Source organism: Pseudomonas sp. R76 (assembly GCF_009834565.1).
GTDB lineage: Bacteria > Pseudomonadota > Gammaproteobacteria > Pseudomonadales > Pseudomonadaceae > Aquipseudomonas.
On sequence record NZ_CP019428.1, the window covers coordinates 5,748,442 to 5,769,319 of the forward strand.

The 20,878-nt window shown below is 60.1% G+C and carries 20 protein-coding genes; 8 read left to right on the forward strand and 12 right to left on the reverse strand.

The features are described from left to right. Positions 1–20: 20 nt before the first annotated feature. The 7 genes from pssA to mrcB all read right to left on the reverse strand — a co-directional run bounded on the left by pssA (position 21) and on the right by mrcB (position 8,141). On the reverse strand, positions 21–878 hold the full coding sequence (pssA, locus tag PspR76_RS26005) for a CDP-diacylglycerol--serine O-phosphatidyltransferase (RefSeq protein ID WP_159959887.1): 858 nt from the start codon (positions 876–878) through the stop codon (positions 21–23). Positions 879–1,022: 144 nt separating this feature from the next. Further along, on the reverse strand, positions 1,023–2,039 hold the full coding sequence (gene ilvC / locus PspR76_RS26010) for a ketol-acid reductoisomerase (protein ID WP_159959889.1): 1,017 nt from the start codon (positions 2,037–2,039) through the stop codon (positions 1,023–1,025). A 47-nt stretch (positions 2,040–2,086) separates the two neighbouring features. Continuing rightward, a complete protein-coding gene (gene ilvN, locus PspR76_RS26015; protein WP_003176102.1) occupies positions 2,087–2,578 on the reverse strand; it encodes an acetolactate synthase small subunit in 492 nt (163 codons plus the stop codon). Between the two features lie 2 nt (positions 2,579–2,580). After that, a complete protein-coding gene (locus PspR76_RS26020; protein WP_159959891.1) occupies positions 2,581–4,305 on the reverse strand; it encodes an acetolactate synthase 3 large subunit in 1,725 nt (574 codons plus the stop codon). Positions 4,306–4,736: 431 nt separating this feature from the next. Further along, positions 4,737–5,066, reverse strand: coding sequence for a YqcC family protein (locus tag PspR76_RS26025; protein WP_159959893.1), 330 nt, complete (start codon positions 5,064–5,066; stop codon positions 4,737–4,739). Then, entirely contained in the window at positions 5,066–5,800 is a 735-nt protein-coding gene (locus tag PspR76_RS26030; RefSeq protein WP_159959895.1) for a tetratricopeptide repeat protein, read from the reverse strand. Before PspR76_RS26030 ends, PspR76_RS26025 begins: the two co-directional genes overlap by 1 nt. A gap of 16 nt (positions 5,801–5,816) precedes the next feature. After that, complete coding sequence (mrcB, locus tag PspR76_RS26035) at positions 5,817–8,141, reverse strand: penicillin-binding protein 1B (protein ID WP_159959897.1); 2,325 nt, start codon at positions 8,139–8,141, stop codon at positions 5,817–5,819. A gap of 118 nt (positions 8,142–8,259) precedes the next feature. Here mrcB and PspR76_RS26040 point away from each other — a divergent pair, with 118 nt between their 5' ends. From PspR76_RS26040 to PspR76_RS26050, 3 genes are all read left to right on the forward strand, one after another. Beyond that, positions 8,260–9,816, forward strand: a complete 1,557-nt coding sequence (locus PspR76_RS26040; protein WP_159959899.1) for a bifunctional aminoglycoside phosphotransferase/ATP-binding protein — start codon at positions 8,260–8,262, stop codon at positions 9,814–9,816. A 93-nt stretch (positions 9,817–9,909) separates the two neighbouring features. Next, on the forward strand, positions 9,910–10,254 hold the full coding sequence (locus PspR76_RS26045) for a pentapeptide repeat-containing protein (RefSeq protein WP_159959901.1): 345 nt from the start codon (positions 9,910–9,912) through the stop codon (positions 10,252–10,254). Positions 10,255–10,459: 205 nt separating this feature from the next. Continuing rightward, entirely contained in the window at positions 10,460–10,732 is a 273-nt protein-coding gene (locus PspR76_RS26050; protein WP_159959903.1) for a TfoX/Sxy family protein, read from the forward strand. Between the two features lie 257 nt (positions 10,733–10,989). On the opposite strand, the gene PspR76_RS26055 is transcribed toward PspR76_RS26050, so the two are convergent. From PspR76_RS26055 to PspR76_RS26065, 3 genes are read right to left on the reverse strand one after another with little or no spacing between them, the layout of a single operon-like run. After that, the gene (locus PspR76_RS26055; protein ID WP_159959905.1) at positions 10,990–11,757 is read right to left on the reverse strand and encodes a heme ABC transporter ATP-binding protein; all 768 of its coding nucleotides are present in this window, start codon (positions 11,755–11,757) and stop codon (positions 10,990–10,992) included. Next, positions 11,757–12,794: a FecCD family ABC transporter permease gene (locus PspR76_RS26060; RefSeq protein ID WP_159959907.1), complete on the reverse strand. Its 1,038-nt coding sequence runs from the start codon at positions 12,792–12,794 to the stop codon at positions 11,757–11,759. The genes PspR76_RS26055 and PspR76_RS26060 overlap by 1 nt, the downstream gene beginning before the upstream one ends. Beyond that, positions 12,791–13,669, reverse strand: a complete 879-nt coding sequence (locus tag PspR76_RS26065) for a heme/hemin ABC transporter substrate-binding protein (RefSeq protein ID WP_159959909.1) — start codon at positions 13,667–13,669, stop codon at positions 12,791–12,793. Before PspR76_RS26065 ends, PspR76_RS26060 begins: the two co-directional genes overlap by 4 nt. Positions 13,670–13,752: 83 nt before the next feature. On the opposite strand from PspR76_RS26065, the gene PspR76_RS26070 reads away from it, so the two are divergent. Further along, positions 13,753–14,070: a Rieske (2Fe-2S) protein gene (locus PspR76_RS26070; protein ID WP_159959911.1), complete on the forward strand. Its 318-nt coding sequence runs from the start codon at positions 13,753–13,755 to the stop codon at positions 14,068–14,070. Here the strand turns inward: PspR76_RS26070 and sfsA are convergent. After that, positions 14,067–14,780, reverse strand: coding sequence for a DNA/RNA nuclease SfsA (gene sfsA, locus PspR76_RS26075; RefSeq protein ID WP_159959913.1), 714 nt, complete (start codon positions 14,778–14,780; stop codon positions 14,067–14,069). The genes PspR76_RS26070 and sfsA overlap by 4 nt on opposite strands. Continuing rightward, the gene (locus PspR76_RS26080) at positions 14,780–15,952 is read right to left on the reverse strand and encodes a pyridoxal phosphate-dependent aminotransferase (RefSeq protein ID WP_159959915.1); all 1,173 of its coding nucleotides are present in this window, start codon (positions 15,950–15,952) and stop codon (positions 14,780–14,782) included. Before PspR76_RS26080 ends, sfsA begins: the two co-directional genes overlap by 1 nt. Before the next feature lie 320 nt (positions 15,953–16,272). Between PspR76_RS26080 and dksA the strand changes: the two genes are divergently transcribed. The 4 genes from dksA (at position 16,273) to PspR76_RS26100 (ending at position 20,861) form a co-directional block, all read left to right on the forward strand. Then, a complete protein-coding gene (gene dksA, locus PspR76_RS26085; protein ID WP_034100675.1) occupies positions 16,273–16,713 on the forward strand; it encodes an RNA polymerase-binding protein DksA in 441 nt (146 codons plus the stop codon). An 83-nt stretch (positions 16,714–16,796) separates the two neighbouring features. Beyond that, complete coding sequence (gene gluQRS / locus PspR76_RS26090; RefSeq protein WP_159959917.1) at positions 16,797–17,684, forward strand: tRNA glutamyl-Q(34) synthetase GluQRS; 888 nt, start codon at positions 16,797–16,799, stop codon at positions 17,682–17,684. Positions 17,685–17,746: 62 nt separating this feature from the next. Next, a complete protein-coding gene (locus PspR76_RS26095) occupies positions 17,747–17,923 on the forward strand; it encodes a hypothetical protein (RefSeq protein WP_003176118.1) in 177 nt (58 codons plus the stop codon). Further along, on the forward strand, positions 17,907–20,861 hold the full coding sequence (locus PspR76_RS26100; protein WP_162530298.1) for a sensor histidine kinase: 2,955 nt from the start codon (positions 17,907–17,909) through the stop codon (positions 20,859–20,861). Before PspR76_RS26095 ends, PspR76_RS26100 begins: the two co-directional genes overlap by 17 nt. Positions 20,862–20,878 lie beyond the last annotated feature (17 nt).

The following is a 20,878-nucleotide window of genomic DNA, read 5'->3' on the forward strand; positions in this document are numbered from 1 at the left end:
GGAGTATGGCGGACATTACATTAAGGCAATGTTTTGTCGCGTCGCAGATGCAGAAGGTACTGAATCGGCCCCGAAGCGGCGTAAATCAGGAACGCCAGCAGCAGGATACGCGGCGGATCACTGAACACGACCGCGAACACCAGCACCACCACGAGGATCGCGACGAAAGGCACACGCCCCTTGAGGTCGAACTCCTTGAAACTGTTGTACTTGATATTGCTGACCATCAGCATGCCAGCAGCCGCAACCATCAAGGCCACCAGGAATGACATCTTCGAACCCTGGATGCCGTAGTCACTGAAGGCCCAGACGATACCCGCCACTACACCCGCAGCAGCCGGGCTGGCTAGACCAATGAAGTAACGCTTGTCGGCAGTGCCCACTTGGGTATTGAAGCGCGCCAGGCGCAACGCGGCACCGGCGACATAAATAAAGGCGACCATCCAGCCAACCTTGCCCATATCCCCCAGCGCCCAGGCAAAGGCCAGCAGTGCAGGCGCAACGCCGAAAGCAACCATGTCCGACAGCGAGTCGTACTCGGCACCGAAGGCACTTTGCGTGTTGGTCATGCGCGCAACACGGCCATCCAGGCCATCAAGCACCATGGCCACGAAGATTGCGATGGCAGCAAAACCGAAATACTTGCTGGCGCTCACCGCATCACCCGCCGCCAATGCACTTTGAGCGCTCATGGAGTTGATGATGGAATAGAACCCGGCGAACAGGTTCGCCGTGGTGAACAGATTGGGCAGAAGATAGATGCCACGATGCCGGACCTTGCGACCTTCCGCGTCATGCCCTTCTTCGACATGCTCATCGATCGGTAGCAGGCTTTCGGCGTCAGAGGCCTGGTGTGGCTCTTCGGGACGTTCGCTCATGGATTTTACCTTGCAACGGTGTGAAAAAATTCGACAAATACTTGCGGCGCGTGTTCGCCCGCAAACGATGCAGCTTTATACCAGAAACAGCCCCTCAAACGAAAAAACGCGGCCTAAGCCGCGTTTTCTCTTGATGCGTACGACTTAGTTTTTGGCTTTGTCGACGATCTTGTTGGCACCGATCCACGGCATCATGGAGCGCAGTTGCTCGCCGATGACTTCGATACCGTGAGCGGCGTTGTTACGACGCTTGGCGGTCATCGAAGGGTAGCCGGTTGCGCCTTCGCTGATGAACATTTTGGCGTATTCGCCGTCCTGAATACGTTTCAGGGCGTTGCGCATGGCCTGACGGGACTCGGCGTTGATCACTTCCGGGCCAGTCACGTACTCGCCGTATTCGGCGTTGTTGGAGATCGAGTAGTTCATGTTGGCGATACCGCCTTCGTACATGAGGTCAACGATCAGCTTAAGTTCGTGCAGGCATTCGAAGTAGGCCATTTCCGGCGCGTAGCCAGCTTCAACCAGGGTTTCGAAACCGGCTTTAACCAGCTCAACGGTACCGCCGCACAGAACGGCTTGTTCGCCGAACAGGTCGGTTTCAGTCTCGTCCTTGAAGGTGGTTTCGATGATGCCGGTACGACCGCCACCCACGCCGGCAGCGTAGGACAGTGCAACGTTTTTGGCGTTGCCCGAGGCGTCCTGGTAGATCGCGATCAGGTCAGGGATACCGCCGCCTTTGACGAACTCGGAACGCACGGTGTGGCCCGGTGCTTTCGGCGCGATCATGATCACGTCGAGGTCAGCACGCGGCACAACCTGGTTGTAGTGAATCGCGAAACCGTGGGAGAAGGCCAGGGTGGCGCCTTTCTTGATGTTCGGCTCGATTTCGTTCTTGTACAGCGCGGACTGGAACTCGTCCGGGGTCAGGATCATGACCAGGTCGGCAGCAGCAACGGCGGAAGCAACGTCAGTCACTTTCAGGCCATGAGCTTCAGCCTTGGCAACAGTGGCCGAGCTTTTGCGCAGGCCAACAGTCACGTCAACGCCGGAATCTTTCAGGTTGCACGCTTGAGCGTGGCCCTGGGAACCGTAGCCGATGATGGCGACTTTCTTGCCCTGGATGATCGACAGGTCACAATCTTTATCGTAATAAACTTTCATGAGGTTCCTCTATATATCCAGGCCGTAAGGCCATTCGCTAATTTGGGTTAGATGCTGAGTACTTTGTCGCCACGGGCAATCCCGGTGACACCACTGCGTACCGTTTCCAGAATCGAGGCCGTCCCGATCGACTGGATGAAGCTGTCCAGCTTGTCGCTTGTACCGGTCAGTTGAACGGTATAAACGCTGGCACTCACATCGACGATCTGCCCGCGATAAATGTCGGTAGTGCGTTTGATCTCGGCACGCTGGGCACCCGTGGCCTTGACCTTGACCAGCATCAGCTCGCGCTCGATGTGGGCACTTTCCGACAGGTCGACCAGCTTGACCACTTCGATCAGCTTGTTGAGGTTCTTGGTGATCTGCTCGATCACCTCATCGTGGCCCACGGTGGTCAACGTCAGACGCGACAGGGTCGGGTCTTCGGTTGGAGCCACGGTCAGGCTTTCGATGTTGTAGTTACGTTGCGAAAACAGGCCGACAACACGAGACAGAGCGCCGGGTTCGTTCTCCAGAAGCAGGGAGATAATGTGCCGCATGATTAAGTACGCTCCGTCTTGTTCAACCACATATCGCGCATGGAGCCGTCTTTGATCTGCATCGGGTAGACGTGCTCGCTGGTGTCCACTTGAATATCGAGGAACACCAGGCGGTCCTTCATGGCGAACGCCTCTTCCATCTTCGGCTTCAGATCTTTCAAATCGGTGATGCGAATGCCGACGTGGCCATAGGCTTCAACCAACTTGACGAAATCCGGCAACGACTCCATGTAGGAATGGGAGTGACGGCTGTTGTAGCTCATGTCCTGCCACTGACGAACCATGCCCAGCACGCCGTTGTTCAGGCAGACAATCTTCACCGGAAGGCCGTACTGCAGGCACGTCGACAGTTCCTGGATGTTCATCTGGATGCTGCCTTCACCGGTGACGCACGCGACGTCGGTGTCGGGGAAGCTCAGCTTCACACCCATCGCCGCAGGGAAACCAAAGCCCATCGTGCCCAGGCCACCGGAGTTGATCCAGCGGTTAGGCTTGTCGAACTTGTAGTACTGCGCGGCGAACATTTGGTGCTGGCCCACGTCGGAGGTCACAAAGGCGTCGCCCTTGGTCACTTCGCACAGGGTTTCGATCACGGTTTGTGGCTTGATGATGCTGCCGTCGCCCTTGTCGTAAGGGAACAGGCCGCGGTCACCGCGCCATTCGTCGATCTGCTTCCACCAGCTGGCAACGGATTCCTTGTTCGGCGTTTCGCCGATGTCCTTCAGCGCGGCAACCATTTCGGTCAATACGCTTTCTACAGGACCCACGATCGGCACATCGGCCTTGATGGTCTTGGAGATGGATGCCGGGTCGATGTCAATGTGGATGATCTTGGCATTCGGGCAGAATTTGCTCGCGCCGTTGATCACTCGGTCATCGAACCGCGCGCCCACCGCCAGGATTACATCGGCGTGGTGCATGGCGAGGTTGGCGGTGTAGCTGCCGTGCATGCCGAGCATGCCGACGAACTGACGGTCCGAACCCGGGAATGCGCCGAGGCCCATCAAGGTGTTGGTAACCGGCAGGTTGAGCAGCTTGGCCAGTTCGGTCAACGGTGCGGAACCGCCGCCCAGAATCACGCCGCCACCCGAGTACAGCACTGGGCGCTTGGCCGCCAGGAGCATTTCTGCCGCCTTGCGGATTTGCCCCGAGTGCCCACGAACGGCCGGGCTGTAGGAGCGCAGCTTGGCTTTCTTCGGGAAGACGTATTCGAATTTTTCAGCCGGGTTGGTCATGTCTTTCGGGATATCTACAACAACAGGCCCCGGACGACCGGACTGTGCGAGGTAGAAGGCCTTTTTCATGACTTCCGGGATTTCCGACGCATGCTTGATCATGAAGCTGTGTTTCACGATCGGCCGGGAGATACCGATCATGTCGGTTTCCTGGAATGCATCGGTACCGACCATGGTGCTTGCGACCTGGCCAGAAATGATCACCATCGGGATGGAGTCCATATAAGCAGTCGCAATGCCGGTAATGGCATTGGTTGCGCCTGGGCCGGACGTTACCAGTACCACGCCGGCTTTACCGGTGGCACGGGCATAACCGTCAGCCATATGGGTCGCGGCCTGTTCGTGGCGAACCAGGATGTGGGTAACAGCCGGTTCCTTGAACAGTGCGTCGTAAACATGCAGCAGAGCACCACCTGGGTACCCGTAGATATAGTCGACGCCTTCGTCACGCAAAAAGCGGACGAGCATCTCACCGCCAGATAAAAGCTCCACGTTGTTCACCTCTAAAACGCCAGAATACCGTCCGTTAAAAACCGACGGGTCTTAATAGGTTTACTTCTCAACAGAGCATGAGCGACGGTGGTCGCCGACTACGTCAGCACTGACTGAGCAAGTATTGGGATCGTCCCAAGTGTTGCGGGCTTTTCCCACCCAGCGCGAGGTAACGCGTTGCGGGTGTTACAGGTCGGCGCGGATATGCGCCTCATGATCTGCTGAGCGGGCCTGCTTCTGGCAGTCCCGATACAGCGGACTTTGGATTCTTCTGTTTCAGCCCCTTCAAGTCAAGCAATAATTGCGCTTTTTTCCAACTAAGCGCATGAGAACGCATAAGAAAGGGGTTTGAGGAGGGATAAAACTCGCCTGAATGTCGTCAAGCGGTAGAAATGTGCGCAAGACTGCCGGAAAACCCGGCAGTCAGGCAATTAACGAGCGTCGACGATCAATTGGTCGAACTTTTTCAGCGCAGTACGCAAGCCAAGGCTTTCCAGCGGCCGATCGGCGTAAACCATCTCGGCCATTTCCAGGATCCCTGATGCATTGGGCAATGGCAGGTCCTGCTCGAGGATCTGCTTCATGCGCACCAGGAAAATCCATTGCAGCCATTGGTGGAAATCCAGAGTGTCGACCGAAAAAGGCTCGACACTGCTGAGCGCCTCGGCGCTGGGGGACACCTCGTCCCACCAGCCCTGCACGCGCAATTCGCGCTCAATCAGCAATAACTGTTCGGCAATCGCTGGAAAACGCGCATCCATCAGAGGCTGACCTTGGCTTTTTGACGTGCCTGGGCGGCACCGGCGGCGTCGCCTTGTGCGGCGCGTGCATCACCAATCAAGGCCCACAGGTTGGCTTGCAAGTCTGGGCGACCATTGGCCAGGGTCAGGCCGCGACGGGCGAACTGCTCGGCTTGCGGCGCATCGCCCTGGGCCATGCGCACTTGGGCCAGGCGATAGAGCACTTGCGGCTCACGTGGAGCAACGCGTTGGGCGCGCTCGAGGCTCGACGATGCACCATTCAAGTCGCCACCCGCCTGTTGCTGCTGGGCGGTGGTCAATAACGCCAGAACCGGCCCGTCCAATTGCTCGTCCGCTGAAAGGCCGCCAGCGCTGGACGCCGATGGAATGCCACTCGGCGTGGAAGGCATGTTGTAGGTGCCCTGGTTGACCGGCGCCGTTTGGATCGGCGTGGAGTCAACCGGCCCCGATGTGCTTGGCCCTGGTGTCCACGGCTCGGCACTGATCGGTGCGGAGGTCGCAGCACCACCGCCCGGCACCATCACCACTACACCCGAATCCTGGGGAATGGATTGAGGGGTGGCTTGGGCAGGACGCTTGACCACGGTCTGACGGAAACCGCCGTTGGCCGAGATGCGATCGTTATTCGAAACCGTCGTGCTCGAGTCCACAACGGGAATCGAGCCGCGCTGCACGCTTGAGCAACCGCTGAGCACCGCGAGAGCTGTAATAGCTGGAATCAACCACTTGTTCACTTGAAACCCTCTTTGCTTAATTCATCCAGCCCTTGACCCAATCCATCACCGATTCCGCGTCAGCGGGGGCACTGCCACCGCATGCGGCGCCGGGTGGTGGCTCGCTGCCGCGAATATACGGCATCTGCACTGCGCCCGGACAGTTGGCATCGGAGCCCTGCCCTGTGTGCGGATCAATCCAGGCCTGCACGATGTTGTCCGGTTGCGGCATATTCAGTGGCAGCGGGTCGGCCTTGCGCATGAAACTGGTCCAGACCTGCAGCGCACCGGTGGCACCGGTGAACGGCGTCTTGCCATTGTCGTCACGCCCCAGCCACACCACGGCCAGTACATCCTGGCCAAAGCCGGCGAACCAGCTGTCACGCGAATCGTTACTGGTGCCGGTCTTGCCCGCCAGCGTCAGGTTTGACGGCAGCACGCTGTAGACCGAGCGCCCTGTACCTTCACGCATGACGCGCTGCATGGCGTTCTGGATCAGGTAAATGGAGCCCGCATCGAAACGCTGCTGAATCTGGAACGGATACCGCTTGAGCGGCTCACCCTCGGCAGTCAGCACGCTGCGAATGCCGCGCATCGGTGTATTGAAACCACCGTTGGCCAGTGTCTGGTACATCGTGGCCACTTCCATCGGCGTCATCGCGCCAGCGCCCAGCAGCATCGATGGGAACGCCGGGAACTCACGGTTGATGCCCAGGCGACCCAAGGTTTTCAACACATTCGGCACACCCACTTCCAGCCCAAGGCGCGAGGTGGAGATGTTGTAGGAATGGGCCAGGCCTTGATACAGGAACACGGTGCCGTGGGATCGACGATCGAAGTTCTGCGGCGTCCACACTTGGCCATCGGCACCTTTGACCGACAACGGGTCATCCGAGAGCCAACTGGTCAGCGTGTATTTGCTCGGTTTTTCCAGGGCCGTCAGATAGACCGCCGGCTTGACCAGCGAGCCGATCGGCCGCACAGCATCCAATGCGCGGTTAAAACCGGCAAAGCTGGCCTGGCGACTGCCGATCATGGCCTGCACTTCACCGGTTTCCGGGTTGGTCACGACCATGGCCGCTTCGACCTCATCGGAGCCTTTACGGCCGGTCAAGCGCTTGAAGGTGTCGTTGACCGAAGCTTCGGCTTTCATCTGCAGAATCGGGTCGAAACTGGTGAAGATCCGCAGCCCCTCTTCGGTCAAGTCTTCGTCGCGATAGTCTTCACGCAACTGGCGTTTGACCAGGTCGATAAAGCCTGGGAACGAGCTGTCGGCCAGCTTGCCGCGGGTTGTAACGCCCAGTGGCATTTTCTTCGCCGCCGCGACTTGCTCGGCCGTAGCCACACCCTGCTGCTCAAGCACGTCCAGCACCAGGTTCCGACGCTCAAGCGCGCGCTCCGGGTTGCGACGCGGGTTGTAATAGGACGGGCCCTTGACCATGCCCACCAGCAACGCAACTTGATGCAATTTCAGTTCGGACAACGGCTGGCCAAAGAAGAACTGGCTGGCCAAGCCAAACCCGTGAACGGCGCGCTGGCCATCCTGACCGACGAAAACCTCATTGAGGTAAGCCTCAAGGATTTCCTGCTTGCTGTAATGCAGCTCCAGCAGCATTGCCATCATGGCTTCGGTCAGTTTACGGGTCAGGCTGCGCTCGTTGGTCAGGTAGAAGTTCTTGACCAATTGTTGCGTCAGCGTACTGCCGCCCTGAGTCATCTTGCCGCCAGAGGTGTTGACCCAAATGGCGCGGGCAATCGACTTCGGCGACACGCCCCAGTGGCTGTAGAAATCGCGGTCTTCCACGGCAACCAGGGTTTCGAGCAGATACGGCGGCACCTGATCAAGTTTGATCAGGATGCGATCTTCAAGATTTTTCGGGTAAATGCCGCCGATCATCAGCGGTTCAAGGCGTACCACCGGCAGCTTCGAACCGTTGAGAGACGACAGTTCGGCGACGTAATCGCCAGAGAAACGCACGCGCACCGGCTGGGCTTTTTCCAGGCCTTCATAGAACTGGAAACCGCGGGTGTTCAAGTCAACGGTATTGCCGCTGACGGCGGCTGCGCCCGGGCCATTGCTCACTGGCTCGCGGCGGTAGCCCAGTGCATCGAGTTCGGTAAGGAAGTCATCCTTGCTCAGCTTCTGGCCGGTGAACAGTTCCAGCGGGCGTGCGTACACCTTGGCCGGAATGGTCCAGCGCTTGCCGGAGAATTTCTCCTGGACCACAGCGTCGAGGTACACCGCGAAGCCGGCGAGCACCACCAGGCCTACCAGGCTTAGCTTGAGTGCCCAGCCCAGCCACGGGCGCAGGCCGCGGGAAGGAGGTTTTTTACGGGAACGGGGAGATCGGGTTCGAGTCATGGCGGCGGATTATACGCACTTTATTGATGATCAACATGAGCCGGACAGCGGTTTGCACGACCGGCTGTAACCGCCATAATGCCCGCCATGATTTCCCCCCTACTTTGAAGGATCGCCTGTGAGCCAGACCCTGATCGCTGCCCTGCAAAACCCGGCTTTGTATCCCCATCCGGTTGAAGCGTTTCAAGTTATCGAGACCCATATTTCCTGGGTCATTCTGACCGGCCCCTTCGCCTATAAACTGAAGAAGCCGATGAACTTCGGCTTCCTGGATTTCACCCAACTGGATGACCGTGGGCACTTCTGCAATGAAGAACTGCGCCTCAACCAGCGCCTGACTGAAGATTTGTATCTTGAAGTGTTGCCAATCACCGGCAGCGCCGAAGCCCCACAACTGGGCGGCGACGGCCCGGTGATCGAGTACGCGCTGAAAATGCGCCAGTTCCCGCAAAGCCAACTGCTCAGCACTCTGCAAGCCAACGGCGAACTGACCAGCGCGCACATTGATGAAATGGCCAGGCAGATTGCGCATTTCCACCTCAGCGCACCGAAGGTTCCACAGGAGCACCCGGCCGGCACGCCGGACGAGGTGATGGCACCGGTACGCCAGAACTTCGAGCAGATCCGCCCCTTCCTCAGCGAAAAAGCCGACCTGGCTCAACTGGAAGCCCTGCAAGCCTGGGCTGAAAGCAGCTTCGAGCGCCTCAAGCCACTGTTGGTACAGCGCAAGCTCGATGGCTTCACCCGCGAATGCCACGGCGATATCCACTTGGGGAACGCCACGCTGATCGACGGCCAAGTGGTGATCTTTGACTGCATCGAGTTCAACGAGCCGTTCCGCTTCACCGATGTGTACGCCGACACCGGCTTCCTGGCGATGGACCTGGAAGACCGTGGCCTCAAATCCCTGGCGCGCCGCTTTATCAGCCAATACCTGGAATTGACCGGCGACTACCAAGGCCTCGAAGTGCTGAACTTCTATAAAGCCTATCGCGCGCTGGTACGCGCCAAGATTGCGCTGTTCAGCATGCCCAGCGAGGCAAGCCCGGTACAACGCGCCACCACCCTGCGCCAGTACCGCAACTACGCCAACCTGGCAGAAAGTTACAGCACGATTCCTTCGCGCTTCCTGGCGATTACCCACGGTGTATCGGCCGTCGGCAAAAGCCACGTGGCCATGCGCCTTGTGGAAGCATTGGGCGCCGTACGCCTGCGTTCGGATGTGGAGCGCAAGCGTCTGTTTGGTGAGCAGCAGGTAGAGAACACGCCACAGGCCGGTATCTATGCCGCCGACGCCAGCGCAGCCACCTATGCTCGTCTGAACGAAATCGCCGATACCGTGTTGCGTGCCGGCTACCCGGTGGTGCTGGATGCCACCTTCCTTAAAAGCGCACAACGCGACGCAGCCGCCAAAATTGCTGAGGCCACCGGCGCGCCCTTCCTGATCCTGGATTGCAACGCGCCGCAAGCTGTTATCGCCAGCTGGTTGGCACAACGTCAGGCGGATAAAAACGATCCTTCCGACGCGACACTGGCCGTAATCGAAGAACAGCAGGCCAATCGCGACCCACTGACAGCCCAAGAGCTGCTGCTCAGCAAACGCGTCGAGACCAATGAGAGCGGAACCCTGGATGCCTTGGTGGCGCACATCCGCCAAGCCCTGCCAGGGTTGTAAGAAATATTTCTTGGTCGTGTCACCGATCTACCGTGCACGACCGAGAAATAGTGGCACTATAATGGCGTCATAATTCCAACAGGAGTCGCCGTCATGAGTCAGCCCAAGCTTCTTGATACCCCGCTCTACGCGCTCCTGCACAAGGACGACATTCGAGGCTTCAACCAGGAACGCCCCAAAGACGGGACCATCGACATGCGCGGTGGCGACTTCCGCGGGCTGGACCTGCGCGACCTGGACGCCACCGGTGTCGACTTCACGGACGCCTACTTCCGCTCCGCCGACCTGCGCGGCCTGGACTTGCGCGACTGCTCATTGGAAGGCGCCAGCCTGGCCCATGCGCAGATCTCCGGCACCTACTTCCCGCCTGAACTGACTGCGGACGAGATTCTGATGTCGGTCAATTTCGGCACGCGCCTGCGCTACCGCACCAAGTGACGCCCCCTGTCGAACCCCGGCTACGCATCCAGCGCGCCGGGTGATTCGCACCTGCCCACATACAAACACTCAGCGCCATTCTTATAAGCGTTTCAGCCGTTCCTGACCAAAGAACTACGCTTTTCCTACTGAGCGCTACACTCCTTTTCAGGCTTGCCTGGTCACGAATACCCACCGCACCATTCGGCCGTCGCAAGGAGGCTTGATGAACGATGAGCTGCAACACCTGAAAAACCTTGGCAAGACGTCGGCGCAGTGGCTGCACGCGGTGGGTATCCACAGCGCGTCCGACTTGCGCCGCCTGGGAGCGGTCGATGCCTACCGAGCCGTACGAACTCGCGGCTTCCGGGCATCGAAAGTGTTGCTGTATGCAATTGAGGGCGCATTGATGGATGTGCACTGGAACGACATTCCCGCGGAGCGCAAGGAAGCACTGAACCGCCAGTTGGATGCTATTTCAGCGCGTCAGAAGATTTAGTTCGGCGATCAGGCCCCGTGTTTACGGGCATTGCGAACACGTATTGAAGAAATCAGCAGAACGCACGAAAACAAATGTTGACTCTCAAATGAGAATCGTTATGATTATCACAACTGGTCGCGAGATCAGCCGATAACTGAAAGACCATTGGTTCGGACTCTCAGATTATCTCCTCATCAGGCTAATCACGGTTATTTGACCCGGCTCTTGCCGGGTCTTTTTTTACCTGTAGAAAGCTGCCTGTAAAAAAGCCAGCCTCAGCGTGCAATGATCAGCGGATGACCACGCTCCGGATGCGGCTGCACCAGCACATCCAAACCAAACACAGCCTTGAGCGGTTCCGGTCGCAAGACTTCGGCGGGTGTGTCCAGGGCGTGCGGGCGCCCGTCCTGCAGCAGCAAGATACGGTCACAGTAGCGCGCCGCCAGGTTCAGGTCATGGAGGATCACCAGCACCGCCGCGCCTCGATCAGCGAAACTGCGAATAGCCTGCAACGTCGTGTGCTGGTGCAAAGGGTCAAGCATTGATGTGGGTTCATCCAACAGCAGCGTCTGCCCCGCTTCACCCGGCCATAACTGCGCCAATACCCGCGCCAAGTGCACACGTTGGCGCTCGCCACCGGACAACGCCAGGTAACTGCGACCGCTCAAGTGCCCGACGTCCGCTGCGTGCAACGCCGCGATGATGATTTCGTCATCACGCACTCGCCCGGTCTGATACGGCAAACGCCCCATGCCGACGACTTCTTCGACCCTGAACGCAAAGTCCAGGGTCGAGGTTTGCGGCAACACCGCCAGCCGTTGCGCACGCTGCGAGCCGCTCCAACTGCTTAGCGCTTGCTGGTCCAGCCACACATTGCCCTGATCAGGGTGCAACTCACCGCACAGCGCGCCCAGCAGGGTACTTTTGCCGGCACCATTGGGCCCCAGCACGCCCAGCACCTGGCCCGGCAACAGGTCCAGGCTGACATCGGCCAAGACAGTCTTGCGACCGCGCCGAATCTGCAGCGCTTCGACTCGCAGCATCAGGCACGCCCCCGCAACAACAGGTAAAGAAAAAACGGCGCGCCAATAAACGCCGTCACGATGCCGATCGGTAACTCCGCCGGGGCCAAGGCCAGGCGCGCCACCAAGTCCGCAAACAGCAGCAAACTCGCGCCCGCCAGCACCGAGGCCGGCAATAGCACCCGATGATCCGGCACCGCCAGCAGCCGCACCAAATGCGGCACCACCAGCCCAACAAACCCAATCATCCCTGCCGCCGCTACCGCCGCGCCCACGCCCAGAGCGGTGCAAAACACCAGTTCACGCTTGAGCCCTTCAACATCAATGCCAAGGTGGCTGGCCTCGGACTCACCCAACAACAGTGCATTCAGCGCCTTGGCCCGGCGCGGCAGCCACAGCGCCACACCGGCGCTCACCAGCAACAAAGGCCACAACCGCGAATAGCTCGCGCCATTGAGGCTTCCCAGGTTCCAGAAGGTCAGGGTGCGCAAGGTGGCGTCGTCGGCCAAATAGGTAAACAACCCCACCGCCGAGCTGGCGAGGGCTGTGAGCGCAATACCGGCGAGCAGCATCGTCGCCACATTGGTCTGGCCGTTGCGGCGCCCGAGGCGATAGACCAGGGCCGTGACGCCCAACCCACCGAGAAACGCACACAACGACAATAAATAAGGCCCGAACGCATCCGGCAGCCCGCCAAAAAACGCACCCCCGACAATCGCCACCGCCGCGCCCAGCGCCGCACCACTGGACACACCCACCAAGCCAGGATCGGCCAGCGGGTTTCGAAACAACCCCTGCATCGCCACACCCGACAACGCCAGCACACCGCCGACCGCCAAACCAAGCAATGTGCGCGGCAGGCGAATCTGCCCCAGGATCAATTCGGCCTGCTCCAGGCCTTGGGCATCTATCGGCACACCCATCAGGCGCAAGGCGGCCCTGAGCGTGTCCAGCAACGGCAGGCTCACCGGCCCCAAGGCCAGCGAGAGCCAGATCGCCAATACACACAACAGCGTCAGCCCGATAAACAGCGTTTTCGGTTTAACCAGAGTGGTCATGGGGCAGGTTTAGCCTGGGACGGATAAAACCCGGCAGACAGCTTCACCAGGTTTTGCGGCAAACGCGGCCCCAGCCCGCCGACCAGCAGCGTCGGGTCGAGCTCAAATACGCGGCCACGCTTGGCCGCCGGCGTTGAAGCCAAAATCGGGTTTTCCTTGAACAACGCCGCGCGGGCCGCATCACCGGTAAGGGCACGATCCGCAAACACCAGCACATCCGGACTCAACCCCGCCAGCGACTCCACCGAAAACGGCTTATAGCCTGTGTGAGTCGCCAGGTTCCGCCCGCCCGCCTGTTGCAGCAGCCAATCTGCGGCGGTGTCTTTGCCCGCAATCAGCGGCTTGCCGCCCGCGTGGCCAAGCAACAACAGCACGCCTGGTGCCTTTTGTGTGGCCTGCGCTTTGGTGACCCAGGTTTTCTGCCGCTCAAGCGCCTGTTCATATCCGGTAAACAATTCGTTGGCTTTGGCCTCGCTGCCGAGCAACTTGCCCAAGTGCTGCAGGTTGCCCTTCAGGGTGGGAAGATCCGGTTCGGCCGAGAACATCTCCACCTGCACGCCCGCGCCACGAATTTGCGCGAGCACTGGCGGCGGGCCCATTTCTTCTGTGCCTACCAGCACCTGCGGGCGCAGGCTGAGAATGCCTTCGGCCGACAACTGCCGCTGATAACCGATGCTGGGCAACGCTTTCAGCGATTCCGGGTGCTGGCTGGTAGTATCAACGCCCACCAGTTTCGATTCCCCGCCCAAGGCCGTCACCCATTCCGATAGCGCCCCACCGGCACTGACCCAGCGTTGTGGCAGTTCAGAGGCTTGCGCCCCTTGGTGGACCAGCAGTGAGGCAACGAGCGCGATAGCGCTGGTACTCAGGCGCATAACAGGGTTTCCTTCCAAGGGCAGGGCGAAGCCGGCATTTGATAATTGTTTGCATTTGCACGTCAAGGCACTTAAGGATTGAAATGAAGTTTCTCTGCCCCTCCGACACCCTCGCGCCCAACAGCAGCCTCGGCTTTGAGATCGACGGCTGCAAGCTGTTGGCCGTGCGCCGGGATGGCGTTGCCTACTTCTATATCAACCGTTGCCCCCATCGCGGCATCCCGCTGGAATGGCAGCCCAATCAGTTCCTCGACACCAGCGCCAGCCTGATCCAGTGCGCCACCCACGGCGCGCTGTTCCTGATCGAGAGCGGCGAATGCATCGCCGGCCCGTGCGCTGGCCAAAGCCTCACCGCCCTGCCCGGCCGCGAAGACGCACAGGGCCTGTGGGTGGAACTCTAGTCGCCGATCAGCACTTCCAAGCGCCGGTCGACGTAAATTTCCTCAGGCGTGACGTGCACTCCGTAAGCCAGCACCTCCACACCCGCAGCCTTGGCCTCACGCAACGCCGCAGCGTAACCGGCGTCGATCTCCACGGCTGGCCGTACCGCCTCGATTCCCGACAGGTTGACGCAATACAACTGCACCGCCCGCACGCCGTCGCGCGCCAGGTACGCCAGTTCACGCAAATGCTTGGCGCCGCGCTGGGTCACGGCATCGGGAAAGGCGGCCACCGCAGAGCCGTCAAAGCCCAGGGTGACACTTTTGACTTCGACAAACGCCGCGCCCTGTGGGTAATCCAGGCGAAAATCGATACGGCTTTTCTCCTGGCCGTAAGGCACTTCGCGCTTTAGCGCGGTAAAGCCGTTGAGCTCGGTGATGACGCCGGCGCGCAACGCCTCCTCAACCAACTGATTGGCGCGCGCCGTGTTCACGCACGCCAGCCGGCCTTGCGGCGTTTCGGCAATCTCCCAGGTGCCCGGCAGCTTGCGCTTGGGATCGGTGGAGCGACTGAACCAGACCTGGCCGCCTTCCACCATGCAATTAAGCATCGACCCGGTGTTCGGGCAGTGAATGGTCAGCAACTCGCCGGTAACGGTTTCGATATCGGTGAGAAAGCGCTTGTAGCGGCGAATCAGCCGCCCTTCTTCGAGGGGAGGATGAAAACGCATCAGCCTTGCCAGCTCCGTAAGCCACGGGCGATTCGTTCGACCGCCTCTTGTAGCCGTTCGAGGTTTTGCGTGTAGGCAAAACGCACATGATGACCGGCCTGATAACGGCCGAAATCCAGACCGGGCGTAAAGGCCACGTGTTCGGTCTCGAGAAAATGACGGCAGAACGCGAAGGCATCGCCGCCGAACGCGCTGATATCGGCGTACAAGTAGAAGGCGCCTTCCGGCTCGACGGCGATGCCGAATCCAAGCTCACGCAGGGCGGGTAGAAGGAAATCACGACGGCGACCGAACTCGGCACGGCGCTCTTCCAGAATGCTCAATGTTTGCGGGGTAAAACAGGCCAGCGCCGCGTACTGGGCCATGCTCGGCGCGCTGATGTAGAGGTTTTGCGCCAGCTTCTCCAACTCGCCCACCGCAGCGGGCGGCGCTACCAGCCAGCCGAGGCGCCAGCCGGTCATGCCGAAATACTTCGAAAAACTATTTAGGACGAACGCATCGTCATCGACTTCCAGCACGCTGGCGGCGTCGGTGCCATAAGTGAGGCCGTGATAGATCTCATCCACCACCAAGTGGCCGTCACGCGCCTTGATCGCATTCGACAATTGCGCCAATTCATCCCGCGTGAGGATGGTGCCGGTGGGGTTGGCAGGCGACGCAACCAGTGCGCCCACGCTGTCCTGGTTCCAATGCTTGGCCACCAGGTCGGCGGTCAATTGGTAACGCACGTCCGGGCCGACCGGCACCAGTTGTGCCGCACCTTCCACCAAGCGCAGGAAATGCCGGTTACACGGGTAGCCGGGGTCGGCCAACAACCAATGTTTACCGGGGTCGACCAACAGACTGCTGGCCAACAACAAGGCGCCGGAGCCACCGGGGGTGATCAGAATGCGCTCAGGGTCGACATTCAGCCCGTAACGCTGCTGGTAAAAACCACTGATAGCCTCGCGCAGTTCAGGCAGCCCACGGGCTGCGGTGTAACGAGTCTTGCCATTCGCCAGCGCCGCCTGGCCGGCCTGGATGATGGGCTCGGCCGTGGTGAAATCCGGCTCGCCGATCTCCAGGTGGATCACATCGTGGCCGGCCGCCTGCAGCTCGTTCGCTCGCGCCAGCAACGCCATGACATGAAAAGGTTCGATGGCGCGACTGCGCGCACTGTAGGGCTGAGCCATTAGCCTTCCTTAACGGTGAGGACAAAATCAGGATTCTACCGAACCCTCACGGTAAAACATGCTCTATTGCCTGCTCGGCCATCCACGATGAACCGAGCAAGCGCTTGCAAAACGACTAAAATCAACAATCGAGACACGCTATACCCAGCCATGGCGGGCTGTTGCTGTTTGCACCCCCGCCAAGTTGGGCCTCGACAACCGGGAGTGGCGCACCCCGAATCTATCTGGTAAGTTCGCCCGCTTGCAGCCGCAGGGCCGGCAGGTGTCGGTGACGTTGCAATCCTGCGCAATGGATTAGAAGAGTGAGAGGCGGTCTATTCATGTCCACCCAAGCAAAGCAACAGCAGCAGAGCCTCAGTGGCTTCACACCTTACGTTGAAACGAAGGGTGAGGAGTACATGGGCAAGCCCATGCGCCAGCACTTCACCAAGATCCTGCAAAAGTGGAAGCAGGACTTGATGCAAGAGGTCGACCGTACCGTTGACCACATGAAGGACGAAGCCGCCAACTTCCCGGACCCGGCAGACCGTGCCAGCCAGGAAGAGGAATTCGCCCTCGAACTGCGCGCCCGTGATCGTGAACGCAAGCTGATCAAGAAAATCGACAAAACGCTGCAACTGATCGAAGACGAGGAATATGGCTGGTGCGAATCCTGCGGCGTCGAGATTGGTATTCGCCGCCTGGAAGCCCGCCCAACCGCGGACCTGTGCGTAGACTGCAAGACCTTGGCTGAAATCAAGGAAAAACAGGTCGGCAAGTAATCCTGTCGAGCTGAACGAATGGGGCGTGCAAACGCCCCATTTTTGTTTCTGGCGTTTACCGATTTTCCAGTAGTATCCGGCCCATGACAGCCTCTACCTATATTGGGCGTTTCGCCCCCACGCCCAGCGGCCATTTGCATTTCGGCTCGCTGGTTGCCGCCCTCGCCTCCTACCTTGATGCCCGCGCCAATCACGGCCGCTGGCTGATGCGCATGGAAGACCTCGACCCACCCCGAGAAGAACCCGGCGCCCAGGCGGCGATCCTGCACGCCCTGGAAAGCTACGGCTTCGAATGGGACGGTGAACTGGTCCGACAAAGCGAGCGGCATGACGCCTACGCCAAAGTCCTCAACGACATGTTCAACCATGGCCTGGCCTACGCCTGCACTTGCTCGCGCAAGCAACTGGAGCCGTATCACGGGATTTACCCGGGTTTGTGTCGCAACGCCGGGCATGCTCAGCACGATGCGGCCATCCGCCTGCGCGTGCCTGAGCTGGAATACCACTTTACCGACCGCGTGCAGGGCGAATTCCGACAGCACTTGGGCCGCGATGTAGGCGATTTCGTCATCCGTCGCCGCGACGGCCTGTATGCCTATCAACTGGCCGTGGTGCTCGATGATGCCTGGCAAGGTGTGACCGATATCGTACGCGGCGCCGACCTGCTCGATTCCACGCCGCGCCAGCTCTATCTGCAGGAATTGCTGGGCTTGCGCCAGCCGCGCTACCTGCACGTGCCGCTGATCGTCCAGCCGGACGGTAACAAGTTGGGCAAATCCTACCGCTCGCCGCCGTTGACACCCGACCAGGCCACGCCTTTGCTGTTAAGGGCATTGCGCGCCCTCGGCCAGCCGGCCGGCGCTGAACTGCTGCACGCCAGCCCGCGCGAACTGCTGGATTGGGGCATTGCGCACTGGGATGCCAGCCGGATCCCGCGCACACTCACGCTGGCCGAAGCGCAATTGAGCTGAAGGCGCTTGCAGCTTGCCAGCCATCCGTTACCATCGCCGCAGTTTTTTAATCAGAGGCCAACATGTACATCTATCGATTGGTCCTGCTGCTGGTCGTCGGGATCTACCTGTTTTCCCCCGCCATCATGGATTGGTGGATCGACGCCACGGGCGCCTGGTATCGCCCTTATCTGCTGTGGCTGATCCTGATTGTCGTGACCTTCATCCTGCAGAGCCAAAAAGATGCCGATGAGCTTTAGCCTCACCCAGATGCTGCTGATCAGCGCCGCCTACCTGGCCGCGCTGTTCGCCGTGGCCTGGATCAGTGAGCGCGGAATGATTCCGCGGGCGATCATTCGCCATCCGTTGACCTACACCTTGTCCTTGGGCGTTTACGCCAGCGCCTGGGCGTTTTATGGCACCGTAGGCCTGGCCTATCAGTACGGCTACGGCTTCCTGTCCAGTTACCTCGGGGTGTCCGGCGCGTTCCTGCTGGCGCCGGTGTTGCTGTATCCGATCCTGAAGATCACGCGCACCTACCAGCTGTCATCCCTGGCGGACCTGTTTGCCTTCCGCTTTCGCAGCACCTGGGCCGGCGCACTCACCACGATTTTCATGCTGCTCGGCGTGCTGCCGCTGCTGGCCTTGCAAATCCAGGCCGTGGCGGACTCCATCAGCATCCTCACCCGCGAGCCGGTGCAGCATCGCGTCGCGCTGGCGTTTTGCGCGTTGATCACGCTGTTCACGATTTTCTTCGGCTCACGCCATATCGCCACCCGCGAAAAACACGAAGGCCTGGTGTTTGCGATTGCCTTCGAATCGGTGATCAAGCTGATCGCCATTGGCGGCGTCGGCCTGTATGCGCTGTACGGCGTGTTCGACGGCCCGCAACAGCTGGAGTTGTGGCTGCTGCAAAATCAGACCGCCCTCGCCGCCTTGCACACGCCGCTGCAAGAAGGCCCATGGCGCACGCTGCTGCTGGTGTTCTTCGCTTCGGCGATTGTGATGCCGCACATGTACCACATGACGTTCACCGAGAACCTCAACCCGCGCTCATTAGTGAGTGCAAGCTGGGGCTTGCCGCTGTTCCTGCTGCTGATGAGCCTGGCAGTGCCGCTGATTCTGTGGGCCGGCCTCAAGCTGGGAGCGACCACCAACCCCGAATACTTCACCCTCGGCGTCGGTATTGCGGCCAACAGTAAATCCCTGGCGTTGCTGGCCTACGTCGGCGGTTTGTCGGCGGCCAGTGGCTTGATCATTGTCACTACGCTGGCGCTGTCGGGCATGGCGCTCAATCACCTGGTGCTGCCGCTGTATCAGCCGCCAGCCGAAGGCAATATCTACCGCTGGCTGAAGTGGACGCGTCGCGCGCTGATCGTTGCGATCATCATGGCCGGTTATGGCTTCTACCTGTTGCTGGGCGCCGGGCAGGACCTGGCCAACCTCGGCATCGTCGCGTTTGTCGCCACCTTGCAGTTCCTGCCCGGCGTGTTGTCGGTGCTGTACTGGCCGACCGCCAACCGTCGGGGCTTCATCGCCGGGCTGCTGGCGGGGATTCTGGTATGGATCGTCACCATGCTGCTGCCGCTGGTCGGCAATTTGCAGGGCTTCTACATCCCACTGCTGAACATGATTTACGTGCTCGACGACACCAGCTGGCACATGGCGGCGATTGCTTCGCTGGCGGCCAACGTGCTGATGTTCACCTTGATCTCGCTGTTCACCAACGCCAGCCCCGAAGAAACCAGTGCCGCCGAAGCCTGCGCGGTGGACAACGTGCGCCGCCCGCAACGCCGCGAACTGCATGCCGCCTCGCCCCAGGAATTTGCCACGCAACTGGCCAAGCCGCTGGGCGCCAAAGCCGCACAGAAGGAAGTCGAACAGGCGCTGCGCGATCTGTACCTGCCCTTCGACGAACGCCGCCCGTATGCGCTGCGGCGCTTGCGCGACCGGATCGAGGCCAACCTGTCCGGGCTGATGGGGCCGAGCGTGTCCCAGGACATGGTTGAAACCTTCCTGCCTTACAAGGCCGGCGGCGAAAACTACGTCACCGAAGACATCCACTTCATCGAGAGCCGGCTGGAGGATTACCACTCACGCCTCACCGGTCTCGCTGCCGAACTCGATGCATTGCGCCGCTACCACCGCCAGACCCTGCAGGAGCTGCCGATGGGTGTGTGCTCCCTGGCCAAGGATCAAGAGATCCTGATGTGGAACAAGGCCATGGAAGAACTGACCGGTATCGCCGCCCAGCGGGTAGTGGGTTCGCGCCTGAACACCCTGGGCGACCCGTGGAAAGAACTGCTGCAAGGCTTTATCAACCTGCCCGACGAGCATTTGCACAAGCAGCACCTGGCGCTGGACGGCCAGACCCGCTGGCTCAACCTGCACAAAGCCGCGATCGACGAGCCGCTGGCGCCCGGCAACAGCGGCCTGGTGTTGTTGGTCGAAGATTTGACCGACACGCAAATGCTCGAAGACAAGCTGGTGCACTCCGAGCGCCTGGCCAGCATTGGTCGTTTGGCCGCAGGCGTGGCCCACGAGATTGGCAACCCGATCACCGGTATCGCGTGCCTGGCGCAGAACCTGCGCGAAGAGCGCGAAGAGGACGGTGAGATCACCGAAATCAGCGGGCAGATCCTTGAGCAGACCAAGCGCGTTTCACGCATCGTGCAGTCGTTGATGAGCTTCGCCCATGCCGGCGCGCATCAGAATCAGGATGAGGCCGTGTGCCTGGCCGAAGTCGCGCAGGATGCCATTGGGCTGCTGGCCTTGAACCGGCGCAATTTCGAAGTACAGTTCTTTAATCTGTGCGACCCGGACCACTGGGTCGACGGCGACTCCCAACGCTTGGCGCAGGTGTTGATCAACCTGCTGTCCAACGCCCGTGACGCGTCCCCGCCGCACAGCGCGGTACGCGTCAAGAGCGAGGCTTTCGAGCACACGGTCGATCTGATCGTGGAAGACGAAGGCAGCGGTATTCCACAGAACATCATGGATCGATTGTTCGAACCTTTCTTCACCACCAAGGACCCAGGTGAAGGCACCGGTCTGGGCCTTGCACTGGTCTATTCCATCGTTGAAGAGCATTATGGACAAATCACCATCGACAGCCCGGCTGACACCGAAAGCCAACGCGGCACCCGTATTCGGGTGACCTTGCCGCGTCATGTCGAAGCGACGTCCGCTGTGAACTGAGACCGTCGAGAGAATTG

Bases quoted from the DNA above. Each gene is read 5' to 3' on its own strand.
- pssA (WP_159959887.1), bottom strand. From the start codon at position 878: ATGAGCGAACGTCCCGAAGAGCCACACCAGGCCTCTGACGCCGAAAGC.
- ilvC (WP_159959889.1), bottom strand. From the start codon at position 2,039: ATGAAAGTTTATTACGATAAAGATTGTGACCTGTCGATCATCCAGGGC.
- ilvN (WP_003176102.1), bottom strand. From the start codon at position 2,578: ATGCGGCACATTATCTCCCTGCTTCTGGAGAACGAACCCGGCGCTCTG.
- PspR76_RS26025 (WP_159959893.1), bottom strand. From the start codon at position 5,066: ATGGATGCGCGTTTTCCAGCGATTGCCGAACAGTTATTGCTGATTGAG.
- mrcB (WP_159959897.1), bottom strand. From the start codon at position 8,141: ATGACTCGAACCCGATCTCCCCGTTCCCGTAAAAAACCTCCTTCCCGC.
- PspR76_RS26045 (WP_159959901.1), top strand. From the start codon at position 9,910: ATGAGTCAGCCCAAGCTTCTTGATACCCCGCTCTACGCGCTCCTGCAC.
- PspR76_RS26050 (WP_159959903.1), top strand. From the start codon at position 10,460: ATGAACGATGAGCTGCAACACCTGAAAAACCTTGGCAAGACGTCGGCG.
- PspR76_RS26055 (WP_159959905.1), bottom strand. From the start codon at position 11,757: ATGCTGCGAGTCGAAGCGCTGCAGATTCGGCGCGGTCGCAAGACTGTC.
- PspR76_RS26060 (WP_159959907.1), bottom strand. From the start codon at position 12,794: ATGACCACTCTGGTTAAACCGAAAACGCTGTTTATCGGGCTGACGCTG.
- PspR76_RS26065 (WP_159959909.1), bottom strand. From the start codon at position 13,669: ATGCGCCTGAGTACCAGCGCTATCGCGCTCGTTGCCTCACTGCTGGTC.
- PspR76_RS26070 (WP_159959911.1), top strand. From the start codon at position 13,753: ATGAAGTTTCTCTGCCCCTCCGACACCCTCGCGCCCAACAGCAGCCTC.
- sfsA (WP_159959913.1), bottom strand. From the start codon at position 14,780: ATGCGTTTTCATCCTCCCCTCGAAGAAGGGCGGCTGATTCGCCGCTAC.
- PspR76_RS26080 (WP_159959915.1), bottom strand. From the start codon at position 15,952: ATGGCTCAGCCCTACAGTGCGCGCAGTCGCGCCATCGAACCTTTTCAT.
- dksA (WP_034100675.1), top strand. From the start codon at position 16,273: ATGTCCACCCAAGCAAAGCAACAGCAGCAGAGCCTCAGTGGCTTCACA.
- gluQRS (WP_159959917.1), top strand. From the start codon at position 16,797: ATGACAGCCTCTACCTATATTGGGCGTTTCGCCCCCACGCCCAGCGGC.
- PspR76_RS26095 (WP_003176118.1), top strand. From the start codon at position 17,747: ATGTACATCTATCGATTGGTCCTGCTGCTGGTCGTCGGGATCTACCTG.
- PspR76_RS26100 (WP_162530298.1), top strand. From the start codon at position 17,907: ATGCCGATGAGCTTTAGCCTCACCCAGATGCTGCTGATCAGCGCCGCC.